The sequence below is a fragment of the Roseateles sp. P5_E4 genome, assembly GCF_054049255.1.
The window spans coordinates 39,337-53,447 of record NZ_JBFUMS010000013.1 but is presented as its reverse complement, the minus strand read 5'-3'; the positions used below and the strand labels follow the sequence as shown (position 1 = coordinate 53,447).

11 protein-coding genes are annotated in these 14,111 nt (G+C 69.5%); 10 read left to right on the top strand and 1 reads right to left on the bottom strand.

The window, feature by feature from the left end; translation table 11 throughout:
• Positions 1 to 31: 31 nt before the first annotated feature.
• Complete coding sequence (locus ACXJLH_RS22975) at positions 32 to 493, bottom strand: cache domain-containing protein (RefSeq protein ID WP_056194935.1); 462 nt, start codon at positions 491 to 493, stop codon at positions 32 to 34.
• A gap of 136 nt (positions 494 to 629) precedes the next feature.
• Between ACXJLH_RS22975 and ACXJLH_RS22970 the strand changes: the two genes are divergently transcribed.
• Genes ACXJLH_RS22970 through ACXJLH_RS22925 form a run of 10 tightly spaced genes read left to right on the top strand, consistent with a single transcriptional unit; the run spans position 630 to position 14,108 of the window.
• The gene (locus ACXJLH_RS22970) at positions 630 to 1,070 is read left to right on the top strand and encodes an acyl-CoA thioesterase (RefSeq protein WP_457446472.1); all 441 of its coding nucleotides are present in this window, start codon (positions 630 to 632) and stop codon (positions 1,068 to 1,070) included.
• Positions 1,067 to 1,777, top strand: a complete 711-nt coding sequence (locus ACXJLH_RS22965; protein ID WP_056194940.1) for a nitroreductase — start codon at positions 1,067 to 1,069, stop codon at positions 1,775 to 1,777. The genes ACXJLH_RS22970 and ACXJLH_RS22965 overlap by 4 nt, the downstream gene beginning before the upstream one ends.
• Positions 1,774 to 3,099 carry a sodium:proton antiporter gene (locus tag ACXJLH_RS22960; protein WP_457446470.1) on the top strand — a complete coding sequence of 442 codons (1,326 nt, stop codon included), beginning with the start codon at positions 1,774 to 1,776 and terminating at the stop codon, positions 3,097 to 3,099. Before ACXJLH_RS22965 ends, ACXJLH_RS22960 begins: the two co-directional genes overlap by 4 nt.
• Positions 3,087 to 4,073 carry a 2-hydroxyacid dehydrogenase gene (locus ACXJLH_RS22955; protein WP_457446468.1) on the top strand — a complete coding sequence of 329 codons (987 nt, stop codon included), beginning with the start codon at positions 3,087 to 3,089 and terminating at the stop codon, positions 4,071 to 4,073. Before ACXJLH_RS22960 ends, ACXJLH_RS22955 begins: the two co-directional genes overlap by 13 nt.
• On the top strand, positions 4,070 to 4,864 hold the full coding sequence (locus tag ACXJLH_RS22950) for a hypothetical protein (RefSeq protein WP_457446466.1): 795 nt from the start codon (positions 4,070 to 4,072) through the stop codon (positions 4,862 to 4,864). Before ACXJLH_RS22955 ends, ACXJLH_RS22950 begins: the two co-directional genes overlap by 4 nt.
• 36 nt (positions 4,865 to 4,900) lie before the next feature.
• Positions 4,901 to 6,280, top strand: coding sequence for a DNA recombination protein RmuC (locus ACXJLH_RS22945; protein WP_457446465.1), 1,380 nt, complete (start codon positions 4,901 to 4,903; stop codon positions 6,278 to 6,280).
• Entirely contained in the window at positions 6,277 to 7,452 is a 1,176-nt protein-coding gene (locus ACXJLH_RS22940) for an MFS transporter (protein ID WP_056194955.1), read from the top strand. Before ACXJLH_RS22945 ends, ACXJLH_RS22940 begins: the two co-directional genes overlap by 4 nt.
• Before the next feature lie 54 nt (positions 7,453 to 7,506).
• Positions 7,507 to 10,524, top strand: a complete 3,018-nt coding sequence (locus ACXJLH_RS22935; RefSeq protein ID WP_457446463.1) for a CHAT domain-containing protein — start codon at positions 7,507 to 7,509, stop codon at positions 10,522 to 10,524.
• 12 nt (positions 10,525 to 10,536) lie between these two features.
• The gene (locus ACXJLH_RS22930; protein ID WP_457321902.1) at positions 10,537 to 11,148 is read left to right on the top strand and encodes a FecR family protein; all 612 of its coding nucleotides are present in this window, start codon (positions 10,537 to 10,539) and stop codon (positions 11,146 to 11,148) included.
• Positions 11,145 to 14,108 (top strand): EAL domain-containing protein, encoded by a 2,964-nt coding sequence (locus ACXJLH_RS22925; RefSeq protein WP_457446461.1) that lies wholly within the window; start codon positions 11,145 to 11,147, stop codon positions 14,106 to 14,108. Before ACXJLH_RS22930 ends, ACXJLH_RS22925 begins: the two co-directional genes overlap by 4 nt.
• The last annotated feature ends 3 nt before the right edge of the window (positions 14,109 to 14,111 follow it).

The window sequence follows — 14,111 nt, the reverse complement described above, 5'->3', positions numbered from 1 at the left end:
GCAGGGCAGGGGACGGCCAGCCATCCGCGCTTTACTTGTAGATGCCGCCGCAGACGATGGTGTCGTCCAGTCGCTCGCAGTACATCTGCTTGGGTTCGATCTTCTTGCTCGCCGGGTTGGTGAACTTGTAGTCCTGCCAGAAGCCCTTGGGGCTGGACTTGCCCAGTTCGACGCGCTCGCGGATGAAGGGCTTGCCATCGATGTCCTTGAGGTCGATCAGGTCGCGGCCGACCTGCTTCTCGTTGGCGCCGTGGGCCAGGCATTTGCCGTCCATGCCGTAGACGACGATGTAGAGGTCGGCCTTGACGAACTGCGGGTCCTTGGCCGTGATCGTGGCATAGGCCTTGTCCTTGCCGTTGGCCTTGATGAAGGTCACAGCCTTCTTGACGGTGGCGACCGCGTCATCCTTGGTCGCGTTGTCGGCCAGTGCGGCCTGGGCGCCGAAGACGGCCGCCAGTGCAAATGCAAAACTCACTACTCGGGATCGGTTCATGCGAGCTCCTTGCCAGCCGTTGTGAAATCGTTGTCTGCGGCCCAGTGTCGCTCCGGAAAAACAGATCGTGCAAGTGCATAAGCCGCAATCAGCCCCGTAAAGCGGGCTCGGCGGACGTGCATGGAAGAATGCCGCCATGACGACCCGCCCCCAGCCCGATGGCCGCGAGACATACCCCCGCTTCGTGCCGCTGACGACGCGGTGGATGGACAACGACGCCTACGGCCACTTGAACAACGTCGTCTACTACAGCCTCTTCGACACGGCGGTGAACAGCCTGCTCATCGAGGCCGGCGCGCTGGACATCCATGGCGGCGAGGTCATTGGCCTGGTCGTCGAGACGCATTGCAACTTCTTTGAGTCACTCGCCTTTCCGCAGCGCATTGAGGCCGGCGTGCGCGTGGCCCAGCAAGGACGCTCCAGCGTGCGCTACGAGATCGGCCTGTTCGCTGAAGGCGCCGCCGCGTGCGCAGCGCGGGGTCATTTCGTGCATGTCTACGTCGACCGCCTCAGCCGCCGCCCGGTGGCCGAGCTGCCGGCCTCCTATCTCCAAGCCTTGAAGACCCTGACGCCATGAGCCGTTTCGCCACGCCCACGCCCGAGCAGACCGCCGCGGTCGATGCCGCCATCAAGACCCGGCACTCGCTGCGCGCCTTCCTGCCGAAACCGGTGCCGCGCGCGACCATCGAGGACATTCTTGAGGTCGCCTCCTGGGCGCCCTCTGGCACCAACACCCAGCCGTGGCAGGTGCATGTGATGACGGGTGCGGCGTTGACGCGTGTGGCCGGCCGCATCCAGGCCGCCTACCTCGACCCCGAGCAGAACGCCGGCCACAAGGAGGAATACGCCTACTACCCCACCGAATGGCGCAGCCCCTATATCGACCGCCGCCGCAAGGTGGGCTGGGATCTCTACGGGCTGCTGGGCATCGCCAAGACCGACAAGTCGCGCATGCAGCACCAGCATGGCCGCAACTTCATCTTCTTCGACGCGCCGGTCGGCCTGATGTTCACCATCGACCGCGTCATGCAGCAGGGCTCCTGGCTGGACTACGGCATGTTCCTGCAGAACATCATGGTGGCGGCCCGTGCGCGCGGCCTGCACACCTGCCCGCAGGCCGCGTTCACGCAGTTCCACCGCGTCATCGCCGAGGAGTTGCAGTTGAGCAGTGAACAGATGGTGGTCTGCGGCATGTCCATGGGCTATGCCGACCCGGATGCCATCGAGAACAGCCTCGTCACCGAGCGCGCGCCGGTGGCCGAGTTCACGCGCTTCATCGAATGAGTTTCTCCGGCGCCGAACTCGGCCTGACCTGGGCCGCGCCGTTCGCGGGCCTGCTGTTGTCGATTGCCGTCATGCCGTTGGCCGCGCCGGCCTTCTGGCACCACCACTTCGGCAAGATCGCCGCGGGCTGGACGCTGGCCTTGCTGATCCCGTTTGCGCTCGCATTCGGGGCGGCAGAGACCGGCGGCGTGCTGGTGCACACGCTGGTCGAGGAATACCTGCCTTTCACCATCCTGCTCGGCGCGCTGTACACGACGGCCGGCGGCATCTTCATCCGCGGCAATCTGCATGGCAGCCCGACGCTCAACTCGGGCCTGATGCTGCTGGGCGCCGCACTGGCCAGCTTCATGGGCACGACGGGCGCCTCCATGCTGCTGATCCGCCCGCTGATCCGCGCCAACGACAACCGCCGCCACAACGCCCATGTCGTCGTCTTCTTCATCTTCATCGTCAGCAACGTCGGCGGGTCGCTGACGCCGCTGGGCGACCCGCCGCTCTTTCTCGGCTTCCTGCAGGGCGTCAGCTTCTTCTGGACGGCCGGGCACCTGTGGCAGGAAACGCTGTTCCTGCTCGCCGCGCTGCTCGCCGTGTTCTGGGGCATCGACGCCTGGCTCTACCGCAAGGAAGGCATCACGCCCGCTGACCCGACACCCGACGCGCCCCGGCCGGGTCTGGAAGGTGTCATCAACCTGCTGCCGCTCGTCGTGGCCATCGGCCTGGTGCTGATGAGCGGCACCTGGAAGCCGGGCATCGTCTTCGACCTCTGGGGCACGCCACTGCCGCTGCAGGCCCTGGTGCGCGACGTGGGCCTCGTCGTCGTGACGTTCGCGTCGCTGTGGCTGACACCGGCCGGTGTGCGCGAGAAGAACCAGTTCAGCTGGGCGCCGATGCAGGAAGTGGCCAAGCTCTTCATCGCCATCTTCCTGACCATGGTGCCCGTCATCGCCATGCTCAAGGCCGGCCCGGCCGGTGTGTTCGCGTCGCTGGCCGCCATGCTCGATTCGCCGATGGCCTATTTCTGGCTGACGGGCGGGCTGTCGTCGGTGCTGGACAACGCGCCGACCTATCTCGCCTTCTTCAACCTCGCCGGCGGCAATGCAGCCCAGCTGATGAATGAAGGTGCATCGGTGCTGGCGGCCATCTCAGGCGGCGCCGTCTTCATGGGCGCGATGACCTATATCGGCAACGCGCCCAATTTCATGGTCAAGGCCATTGCCGAGGAGCGAGGTGTCAAGATGCCGAGCTTTGGTGGCTATCTGCTCTGGTCTTGCGCGGTGCTGCTGCCGCTTCTCTTCGTGATGGGCTGGATATGGATGCGATGAAGAAAGTCCTGATCGCGCGCAGGGCGCCAGCGGCCGTCGTTGAAAAACTCGCGGCCCAATTCGACGTGGACTTCCATCAGGGCGAGGCGCCGCTGACCCCCGACGAGTTACGTGCCCGTCTGCAAGGCAAGGCCGGCGCCTACATCACCGGCACCGAGCGCATCACCGCCGAGCTGCTCGACGCCTGCCCCGATCTGCGCGCCGTCTGCACGATGAGCGTGGGCTACAACCACATCGACCTGGGCGCCTGCACGGCGCGCGGCGTCCTCGTCACCAACACGCCCGATGTGCTGACCGAATCGACGGCCGACTTCGGCTTTGCGCTGCTGATGGCCACGGCCCGACGCATGAGCGAGGGCGAGCGCCTGCTGCGAGACGGGCGCTGGAAGAGCTGGGCCTGGGACTTCCTGGCCGGTTCCGACGTCCATGGCGCCACGCTGGGCATCCTCGGCATGGGCCGCATCGGCCAGGCCATTGCGCGGCGTGGCCGCTTCGGCTTCGGCATGAAGGTGATCTATCACAACCGTTCGCGGCTGCCGGCCGACATCGAGGCTGAACTTGGCGCAAGCTATCTGACCAAGGAAGCGCTGCTGCGCCAGGCCGATCACCTCATCCTCGTGCTGCCTTATTCGGTCGAGTCCCACCACTGCATCGCCGCGCCCGAGCTGGCGCTGATGAAGCCGACGGCGACTCTCGTCAACATCGCCCGCGGCGGCATCGTCGACGAAGATGCGCTGGCCGCGGCACTGCGCGAGAACCGCATCGCCGCTGCCGGCCTTGATGTCTTCGAAGGCGAACCGCGTGTGAATCCAGCGTTGCTGACGCTGCCCAACATCGTTCTCACGCCGCACATCGCCAGCGCCACCATGCCCACCCGCCTGGCCATGGCCGATCTTGCTGCCGACAACCTCGTCGCCGCGCTGACCGGTGCCAAACCCCTCACGCCGCTGAACCCTGAAGTCATTTCCGCATGAACCGCCGCCTGATCTGCCTGCTTTCCTTGCTGCCCGCGCTGGCCTTCGGCCAGTCCGTCAAGAACAAGGGCGCGCCGCCACCGCCCGCGCCCGTCGTCGAGGACAAGGCGCCGCGAGACCCCAACAAGTTCGCAGTCCTGTCCCTGCTGGGCGACAACGTGCAGCTCATCTCCTTGAGCCCGGCGCGTGGCGACACCGTGCAGTCCGGCGACTGGACGTCCACGCCCGCCGGGGGCCTGGACAACGCGGTGCTACAGGCCTTGAACGGCGCCATCACGGCCTCGGCCAAAGGTCGCGAGGTCAAGCTCTATACCTCGACCACGCGCAGCCTGTTCGGCGACCCGGCCCTGCTGTTCGTTGACGGCAGGCTCAGCCTGCCTGGCAAGCTCGGCGACGCGGTGCGCCAGAGCGGCGCGGCCCAGCTGCTGCTGGTCACGCGCAGCCGCCAGGAGCCGGCCCTGGCCGCGGCCTTGCCGGGCCGCATCCTTGCGACGCTGGAGGGCCCAGGCTTTGTGCTGGACCAGCGCCCCAGCGGCCAGATCAGCTTTGATGGCCAGGGCGCCCTGCCAGTGTTCGCGTCCTATATATCCATCCGCGTCGCGCTGATCGACCTCAGCGATCTCAAGCTCAGGCGCGAGCAGTCGCTCGCCGTGGCGGCACGTCTGCCGGTGGACCGCGAGGCCGCTGCCAACCCCTGGGCCGCCACGACGACCGAGCAGCGCGTGAAGGCGCTGGAGGCCCTCATCGAGGCCGAACTCCCGCGCGCCGTGGCCGGTCTCGTCGCCCCCTGACTGCAGGCCCTGCCACCGCGGGCGACAATGACCCGCATGAGCCTGATCGACGTGTTGCTGCTGGGCCTGCTGGCCCTGATCCTTGTCCTGCTGGTCTTGATCTGGGCTCGTCAGAAACCTCAAACCGGCGTGGCGCCGGAGCTGCTGCTGAGCAACGAGAGGCTGGAGCGCGAACTGCGCGACGAGCTGGGCCGCAGCGCCAGCGGCACGCGCCAGGAGTTGGTGCAGGGCCTGGCCCAGTTCCAGCAGGTGCTGGCGCAGGGGCTGCAGGGCAACAACAACTCGTTGGCTCAACAAGCGCTCGCTGCCCGCGAGGCGCAGGATGCCGCCGCGCTGCGCAGTGCACAGGGCCAGGCCGAGTCCATGCAGCGCCTGGCCGACGGCATGCGCGATCAGCTGCAGGCCATGTCCCTGGGCAACGAGCAACGCTTTGCCGAGCTGCGCCATACCGTTGAGCTGCGCCTGACCAGCATCCAGCAGGACAACGAGAAGAAGCTCGAGCAGATGCGGGCAACGGTGGACGAGAAGCTGCACGCCACGCTGGAACAGCGCCTGGGCGAGAGCTTCAAGCAGGTGGCCGAGCGGCTGGAGCAGGTGCACAAGGGCCTGGGCGAGATGCAGAACCTGGCGCGCGACGTGGGCTCGCTCAACCGCGTGCTGACCAACGTGAAGACGCGCGGCATCTTTGGCGAAGTGCAACTGGCGGGCCTGCTGGAGCAGGTTTTCACGCCGGAACAGTACGCAGCCAACGTGGCGACGCTGCCCGGCTCGTCCGAACGCGTGGAGTTTGCGATCAAGCTGCCCGGCCAGCGCGACGATGGCCAGCCACTCTGGCTTCCCATCGACGCCAAGTTCCCGCGCGAGGACTACGAGCGCCTGCTCGACGCCCAGGAAAAGGGCGACCCCGTGGCCGCCGAAGCCTCGGCCAAGGCCATCGAAATGCGCCTGCGGATGGAGGCGCGCACCATCCGCGAGAAATACATCGCGCCGCCGCATACAACCGACTTCGGCATCCTCTTCGTGCCCACCGAGGGCCTGTACGCCGAGGCCCTGCGCCGCCCGGGTCTGATGGAGAGCCTGCAGCGCGAACACAAGGTCATGCTCTGCGGCCCCACCACCTTGCTGGCCACGCTGACCAGCCTGCAGATGGGCTTTCGCACGCTGGCGCTGGAGAAACGCTCGGCTGAGGTCTGGGAAGTGCTGGGAGCGGTCAAGACCGAGTTCGGCAGGTTCGGCGAGGTGCTGGCCAAGACGAAGAAGAAGCTCGAAGAGGCCAGCAACACCATCGATCTGGCCGAGACCCGCACGCGCCAGATGACGCGCAAGCTCAAGAGCGTCGAGGCGCTGCCCGACGACGCAGCCCAGCGCATGTTGCAGCTCGACAAGCTCGTTGAGCTCGGCGAGGACGCCGAGTGACCGACTCCGCCCCAGCGGGGAAGAAGGCCAATCTGCGCCACGCCTTCGTGTGGCTGATCGCCACGATGATCTGCGTGCATGCCTGCATGGCCACCACGCGCGTGACCGCCAGCCTGTGGGTGCTCAACCGCGGCTATGGCGAGGCCTCGGTGGGCCTGCTGCTCAGCCTCTTCGCCGTCGCGCCCATCGTGCTGTCGCTGTGGGCCGGGCGGCTGGCGGACCGGCACGGCTTTCATCGGCCCGTGGGTGTGGGTGTGCTGATGGCCGGCTGCGGCGCGCTGCTGGCGTTGGCCGTGCAGCAGCTCTGGGCCATCGCCGTCGGCTGCCTGCTGTGTGGCGGTGCGGTCGCCGTCGCGGCCGTGGCGCTGCAGCGCGAGGCCGGGTTGATGGCCGACGAGCCGGGCGAGCTCAAGCGCATCTTCAGCTGGATGGCCCTGGGCCCGGCCCTGTCCAACGCGCTGGCGCCGGTGATTGCCGGGATTCTCATCGATCAGTTCGGCATGACGGCTGCCTTCGGCTTCGCGACGCTGCTGCCGCTGCTGGCCTGGGGTTTTGCGCAGAAGGTACCGCGCCATCAGCCCGAGCCACTGACCAAGAGCTTTCGCGAGCGCGCCGCCTGGCAGCTGTTCCGGCTGCCGGCCTTTCGCCGCCTCATCCTCGTCAACCTGGTGCTGTCGGCCTGCTGGGATGCGCACAGCTTCGTCGTGCCCGTGGTGGGCCATGCGCGCGGCCTGTCAGCGGTCAGCATCGGCATCGTGCTGGGCAGCTTTGCGGCGGCCGCCACCTGCGTGCGCCTGGCCATCGTGCGCTTCGCCGACGAACTGGACGAGGTCAAGGCCCTGCGCACGGCCATGGTGGTCGCAATGCTGACCTTCATGGCCTATGCCTGGCTGCCGGGCACCGTTGGTCTGATGTGCGGCTCCGCTTTGCTGGGCGTGGCGCTGGGCTCGGTGCAGCCCATGATCATGGCCATGCTGCACCACGTGACGCCGCCCGGTCGCCATGGCCAGGCGCTGGGCCTGCGCATGTTGACGGTCAACGGTGCGACGGTGGCCATGCCCGCCGGCTTCGGCATCCTCGCCGCGGCCACTGCCCTGGTAGCGCCGATGTGGCTGATGGCCTCGCTGTTGCTTGTGGCCCAGCTGCCGGCCAGACATCTGCGTCAGCAATAGCTCTCTGGCGCCGGTTGGCGCAGGCTCTAGCATCCGCTACAGGAGGGTGGGGCGATGAGATTTCTGATCTGGCTTGCCGGTCTGCTGTTGGCTGCATCCACGGCGGTAGCGCAGGTGGAGGATGACGACGGCGAGGCGCTCGTCGTCATGGCTCAGTCCGAAGCCCAGGCTCTGCTCGCTGAAGTGCTGCCGGCCGAACCCGCGGCGCGCTACGCGCTGCTGCAGCGCCAGGCTCGTGCCGCCCAGGCGCTGGAGCAGCGCGGCAAGTACGTCGAGCTGCTGCGCGAGCTGGCCACCTTGGGCCGCAGCCAGCCCGGCGGCGAGATCTGGATCCGCCAATACCTGAGCGCCGAATTCATCTGGGGCAGCTCGGGCCAATCCCTGGCTGCGGCGGATGCCTTTGCCAGCGACACGACGTTGTCACCAACCGCGCGTGCCGAGGCCGCGCTGCGCCAAGTCTATGCGCTGTCCCAGGCGCGTGACCGCTCAGTGCTGGAGCGCATGTGGTCGCGCGCTCAAGGCCTCGTCAAGCAGGCCCAGGCGGCCCTCGGTGACGGCGACCCCGCTGCGACGCTGAGGCTGCGCGTGCAGCATCTGCAGGTGCGCTCCGAGATCGAGCGCTGGGACGGGCGCCTGGCCGATGCGGTGGCCACGATGCGTGAGGCTGTGCGCCTGGCGCAGAAGGGCGTCGAGGACGCGCGCAGACTCCCCGGCGGAGGCCAACGGCCGCTGCGCGACCCCGCCGTGCAGGACGCCTATGGCTGGTACGACGGCTCGCAAGGCATGCTGGTCTATGCCCTGGTGCGACACGGCCGCGCACCCGAGGCCATCCAGATTGCCCAGGGCAATCTGGCGCTGTGGCGGGCCGGCCAACTGAGTGATGCGTTGGGTGCGCGCTGGAGCTACCGCCTTGGCCAGGCTCAGGTGGCTGCGCGGCAATATGCCGCCGCGCTGGAGAACGCCCAGCGCGCCGACGACATGCTGCAGCGCTCGGGCGCCAGTGCCGCCAGCCACACCCGCTGGCTGGCGCGCCAGGAGCAGGTGAGGGCGCTGATCGGCCTGCGCCGCTGGCCCGAGGCCGATGCCTTCTACCGCGACTTCCTGGCCAGCCTGCCCGCCGACAGCCTGGCCAAGGACCGCGCCAGCGACTGGCGGCTGCGCGCGTTGCTGGCCGCCAAGAACGGCCGCTTCGACGAGGCCTTGGACGCCGTCGAGCGCGTATTGCGCTATCGCCAGCGCCTTTACGGCGAGACCCATCCGCAGACGCAGGAGGCCAGCGGCGTGCGCGCCTTGGTGCGCATGCTCAAGGGCGATATGGCCGGCGCCTGGAGCGACTACCAGCCGCTGTTCACGGCCCTGCTGGACAACCCTGGCGGCTGGCAGGACCTGGACCTCAACGGCGCGCGTGGCTTCGTGCTGGGCCTGGCGTTTGACGAGTTCCTGCGCGAGATCGGCGCGCGAGCCCTGCGCGGCGAGGCGTTGGAGCCGGCCTGGACCGACCGCGCCATGCAGGTGGCCGACCGCCTGCAGGCCGGCGCCGCCCATCGCGCGCTGACCGACGCCACGGCACGCCTGCTGGCCGCGACGCCAGCCCTGCGCGCGCTGCTGGAGGAGGAGGCCAACCTGCGCGCCGCCGCCAGCTCGCGCAATGGGGCTCTGGCCACCCAGCTCAACGAAGAGGACCGCCTGCGCCGGCGCAACAGCAGCGAGGAGACCAAGGCCGAGCTCAAGGCCCTGCCCGACGCCGAACGCAAGAAGAGGCAGAAGGCCCTGGCCGATGAACTCGCCGCCGTGCGCGAGCAGGTGCGCCAGGGCCGGGAGCAGGCCCAGGCCGCGCGTGAGGTCTTGAACGCCCAGCGCGAACGCGTCGCCAAGGCCTACCCGGCCTATGCTGACCTCGTCACGCCTGCACTTCCGCCGCCCGCAGCGCTGCAAAAGCTGATGTCGCCCGGCGAGGCCCTGCTCGTCGTGCAGCCGCTGGAGGGGGCGACGCTGGCCTGGTGGGTCACGCCCGGCGCGCCGACGCGCTTTGCCGCGTCCAGCATCGGCGCGGCCGGCTGGGCCGACAAGGTGGTGCAGATCCGCACGGCGCTGGACCTGAGCACCGGCCGCCCGCCGACGCTGCCGACGGCCGCCCTGCATGAAGTCTGGCGCGAACTCATCGCGCCGCTGCAGCCCGGTGCCGATGTGAAGAGCCTGCTTGTCGCCGCCGACGGTGCGCTGGCGGCCCTGCCGTTTGCGGCCGTGCTGACCACACCCGAGCCCAGCGCCTTCGTTGCCCGCCGCATGGCCGTCACCCAACTGCCCTCGGCCGGCGCACTGTTCGCGCTGCGCCGCGCTGCCGCGCCGGCGCTGGCAACCAAGCCGCTGTTCGGCGTCGGTGACCCGCAGTTCAAGTCCAACGCAAAAACCACGATCCCTGCCGGCCGCGCCGCGTTGAACAGCAGCGCCGCCAGGTACGACGCCGCCTGGGGTTTCAGCTATGGCGACATCCCGCCGCTGCCCGAAACCCGCATCGAGCTGACGGCGCTGGCCAAGGCCCTGGGCGCCAACCCGCACACCGATCTGCTGCTCGGCGCCGCCGCCACGCGCGAGGCGGTGCTGGCCGCGCCCCTGCAGGACCGCCGTGTCGTTGCCTTCGCCACGCATGGGCTGATGCCCGGCGAGCTGCCAGGCGTGTCCAAGCCCGCGCTCGCATTGGCGCCTGGCCCCGACGCCACGGCCTCGCCGCTGCTCGAACTCGACGACGTGTTGACCTTGCGCCTGAACGCCCAGGCCGTGCTGCTGTCGGCCTGCAACACGGCTGCGGGCGAGCAGGGCGGGGCGGCCATGTCGGGCCTGGTGCGCGGCTTCTTCTTCGCCGGCAGCCGCTCGGTGCTGGCCACGCATTGGGCGGTAGAGACCTCATCCGCCGCGGTGCTGACGGCCGCCACCTTCTCGGCCAAGGCGCCGCGGGCCGAGGCACTGCGCCTGGCTCAAGTGGGGATGATCGAGGGAACTCTCGGTGGCGGGCGCTGGACGCATCCGTTCTACTGGGCGGGATACGCCTTGTTCGGCGATCCATCTCGATAGGAGTCTGAAGAAATGCGTTTGCTGGTGTTGTGCCTGTCCCTGCTGAGTTCAGCCGCCTTGGCCCAGCAGGCCTGCGAGGTCATGGCCGTCAGCGGCGAGGCCCAGCGCGTCGATGGCAAGGCGCTGGCGGTGGGCGACAAGCTCGACGTCGGCACGACGCTGCGAACTGGCGCGGCCGGCCGCGTGCGGCTGAAGTTCGTCGACGGTTCCGTCGTTGTGCTGGCCGACAAGAGCCAGCTGCGCATCGAGGCCTTCAGCGTGGCGCCTGCCCAACCGCGGGCCGCCGAGTTGCTGTTGGAAACGGGCCTGATCGGCCAGCGCGTGACGCCGTCGGGCGGCGGCAGCTGGCGCGTGCGCACGCCCACCGCCGTGACCGCCGTGCGCGGCACCGAGTTCAGCGTCGAGGTCGGCGACGACCGCGCGACCGCCGTGCTGGTGAAGACCGGCGAGGTCGACGTCGAGCCTGCCGGCCCGCAGACCCGCGGCATCAAGCCACGCTACCCGGTGCGCCTACAGAAGAAGCTCAACGGCACGCATTGCGATGGCAGCCAGTGCGTGGCGGCCATGGCTTGGGCGGCCGACAAGGTCGCTCGCGTCGAACAGCGGCTGGGGTCGCTGGATTGAGATCCCGTATCGGCTATGTGCTGATCGGCCTGGCGGCGGCCCTGCTGGGCCTGGCGATGCTGGCCTGGCGGGCCGACGTGCCTGTGCTGGAACGCCCCGACCAATGGGCGCTGGATTGGCAGACGCGCTGGCGCGGTGAGTTGGCGCCGGGCACCGAATTGCCGCTGCTGCTGGTGCGCGTGGACGATGCCGCACTGGAGTCCCTGGGCGGGCGCGTGCCCGACCGTGCCGAGATGGCGCGTGCCGTGCAGGCCCTGCAGGCGGGCGGCGCGCGCGCCGTGGCGCTGGACATCCTGCTGCTGCCCGGCGGCGGTACGCCCGAAGGCAGCGCCGCCCTGGCCGCGGCGATGAAAGCCTGCGCTTGCGCCCTCATTCCCTTCTCCCTGCCCGATGACGGCAAGGCCGACGCCGCCGCGGCGCCCGCGCCCGTGCTGGCCCAGGCCCTGCTGCGCTATGACGACGAAGCCGCGCTGGCGCGCAGCGAGAGCTACTACCGGCCGCGCCGCCTCGTCGCCCCGGAGGCCGTCCTGGCCGAGGCCGCCGCAGCCCTGGGCCACATCAGCGTGCGGCCGGAACCCGACGGCAGCATGCGCCGCGACCTGCCGCTGCTGCGCCTGAACGGCGAGGTCTATCCCTCCCTGCCGCTGCGCCTGGCCGCCTTCGCGCGCGGTGTCGACTGGCCTGCAGCCCGAGCCCGCTTCGGCGCGGAATTCACCGCCGGCAAGGGGCTGCAGTTCCGCCTGGACGAGCTGTCGCGCCTCGGGGTGAACTACTACGGCCCCGGCGGCCCGGCCAGCAGTTTTGACAGCGTGGGTTTTGCCGACCTGCTGGCCGGCCGCGTCGAGCCGGCGCGGCTGCAAGGCCGCGTGGTGGTCCTGGGCGTGTCGGCCCTGGCCGCCGGCGACCACGTGCCCACGCCCTTCGACGCCCGCCTGCCGGGCATGGAGAGGATCGCCACCGTCACCGACAACCTGCTGACGGGCCGCAGCCTGGTGCGTCCGGCCTGGGGCGGCGCGGCCGAACTGGCCGCCGTCTTCCTGCTGCCCTTTGCCGCCGTGGCGCTGCTCGCGCGCCGCTCCCTGGGTGTCGCCTTGGCGGCCATCGTGTTGGGCACGCTGGCCCTGCTGGCCGGCGTGCAGTGGGCCTTCGAGAGCCACTACTTCGTCTTCGCAGTTGCGCCGCCGCTGCTGGCCCTGGCCATCGCGACGCTGGGCGGCAGCGCACTGCGTGCCGGCATCGAGCAGGGCCGGCGCCGGGTGGCCGCGCGCCAGCTCGCCGCGAGCGAGCAGCGCTATGCCCTCGCGGCCCAGGGCGCCAACGACGGCCTGTGGGACTGGGACCTGACGACGGGCGAGGTCTATTACTCACCGCGCTGGCTGGCGCTGATGGGCCTGTCTGCCGCCGAGGCCGGCCATGCCATCCAGGCGTGGACGCAGCCCCTGGAGCCTGCCATGCGCCACGCCTTCGAGGCCGAGCTGCAGGCGCATCTGGACGGGCAGAGCCTGCAGTTCCACCAGGTGCTGCATTTCCATCAGGGTGGCCAGGAGCGCTGGCTGCTGGCGCGCGGCCTGGCCGTGCGCGAGGGTGAAGGAAAGAGCGGCAAGCCGGTGCGCATGGCAGGCTCGCTGACCGACATCTCCGAGAGCCAGCGCCTGCAGCAGCAGATCAGCTTCGACGCCCTGCACGACCGCCTCACCGGGCTGGCCAACCGCGTGCTGTTCCGCGAGCAGCTGACGCAGCTGCTGTCCGGCGTGCTGGCGCCCGAGACCGGCCTGCTGCTGCTCGGCCTGGATGGCTTTCGGGCCCTGAACGAGACCCATGGGCCCGTCGTCGGCGATACCGTGCTGACCGAGCTGGCCAGCCGCCTCAAATCGAATTTCGGCGCGCGTCATTTGGTGGCCCGCATGGGCCCCGATCAGTTCGCGCTGCTGCTGGCCGGTGGCGACAGCGCGGCCGACTTGGGCCGCCGCGTGCAGGCCCTGCTGCAGTCGCCCTTCAATGTCGCGACACCCATGCTGCAGCTCACCGCCGGCATCGCCTGGGCCCAGCGCCGCCATGGCCCGGCCACGGCCGACGAGCTGCTGACGGCGGCTGAAGGGGCGCTCGCTCGCGCCAAGGCTGGCGGCCCTGGCCAGACGCATGAGTTCGATCCGGCCGAGCAGCTCGTCGAACAATCGCGCCGCTGGCTGCGCGACGCCATCGACGCAGCCCTGGCCAGCGGCACGCAGTTCGAGCTGCACTACCAGCCCTTTGTGCGGCTGTCGGACCGCGCCCTGCTCGGCTTCGAAGCGCTGATCCGCTGGCGCCATCCCGAGCGCGGGCTGATCATGCCGGGCGACTTCATCCCCGTGGCCGAGGCCAGCGGCCAGATCTGCGCCATCGGCCGCTGGGCCCTGCTGGAGGCCGCGGGCCAGCTGCGACGCTGGCAGCCGCTGGGCTTCACCGGCGAGGTGGCCGTCAACCTGTCCGGCGTGCAGCTGGAGCGCGACCTGGAACTGCTGGCCGACGCCCGCGCCACGCTCGCGGCGCTGGGCGACGTGCCCACGCACCGACTCAAGCTCGAAGTCACCGAGAGCATGGCTATGGCCAACCCGCAGCGCAGCGCCGAGGTTCTGCAGGAGCTGGCGCGCATGGGCTTCAAGCTCAGCATTGACGACTTCGGCACCGGCTACTCATCACTGGCCTATCTGCATCGCTTCCCCTTCGACACGCTGAAGGTCGACCGCAGCTTCGTCATCCGCCTGGCCGCCGGCCGCGAGGCGCAAGAGATCGTCCGCACCATCGTCGGCCTGGCGCTGGCGCTGGGCAAGCAGACGCTGGCCGAGGGCGTCGAGGACGAAAAGCAGGCTGCGCTGCTTGAGCAGCTCGGCGTGCAGGTGGGGCAGGGCTGGTTGTTCGCCAAGGCGCTGCCGCAGGCGCAGGCGACGGAGGCGATCAGGAGCGCGCCGTGGCGGCGGTAGTGG

Coding starts and splice junctions, on each gene's coding strand:
- ACXJLH_RS22975 (WP_056194935.1), bottom strand. CDS start 493: ATGAACCGATCCCGAGTAGTGAGTTTTGCATTTGCACTGGCGGCCGTC.
- ACXJLH_RS22970 (WP_457446472.1), top strand. CDS start 630: ATGACGACCCGCCCCCAGCCCGATGGCCGCGAGACATACCCCCGCTTC.
- ACXJLH_RS22965 (WP_056194940.1), top strand. CDS start 1,067: ATGAGCCGTTTCGCCACGCCCACGCCCGAGCAGACCGCCGCGGTCGAT.
- ACXJLH_RS22960 (WP_457446470.1), top strand. CDS start 1,774: ATGAGTTTCTCCGGCGCCGAACTCGGCCTGACCTGGGCCGCGCCGTTC.
- ACXJLH_RS22955 (WP_457446468.1), top strand. CDS start 3,087: ATGGATGCGATGAAGAAAGTCCTGATCGCGCGCAGGGCGCCAGCGGCC.
- ACXJLH_RS22950 (WP_457446466.1), top strand. CDS start 4,070: ATGAACCGCCGCCTGATCTGCCTGCTTTCCTTGCTGCCCGCGCTGGCC.
- ACXJLH_RS22945 (WP_457446465.1), top strand. CDS start 4,901: ATGAGCCTGATCGACGTGTTGCTGCTGGGCCTGCTGGCCCTGATCCTT.
- ACXJLH_RS22935 (WP_457446463.1), top strand. CDS start 7,507: ATGAGATTTCTGATCTGGCTTGCCGGTCTGCTGTTGGCTGCATCCACG.
- ACXJLH_RS22930 (WP_457321902.1), top strand. CDS start 10,537: ATGCGTTTGCTGGTGTTGTGCCTGTCCCTGCTGAGTTCAGCCGCCTTG.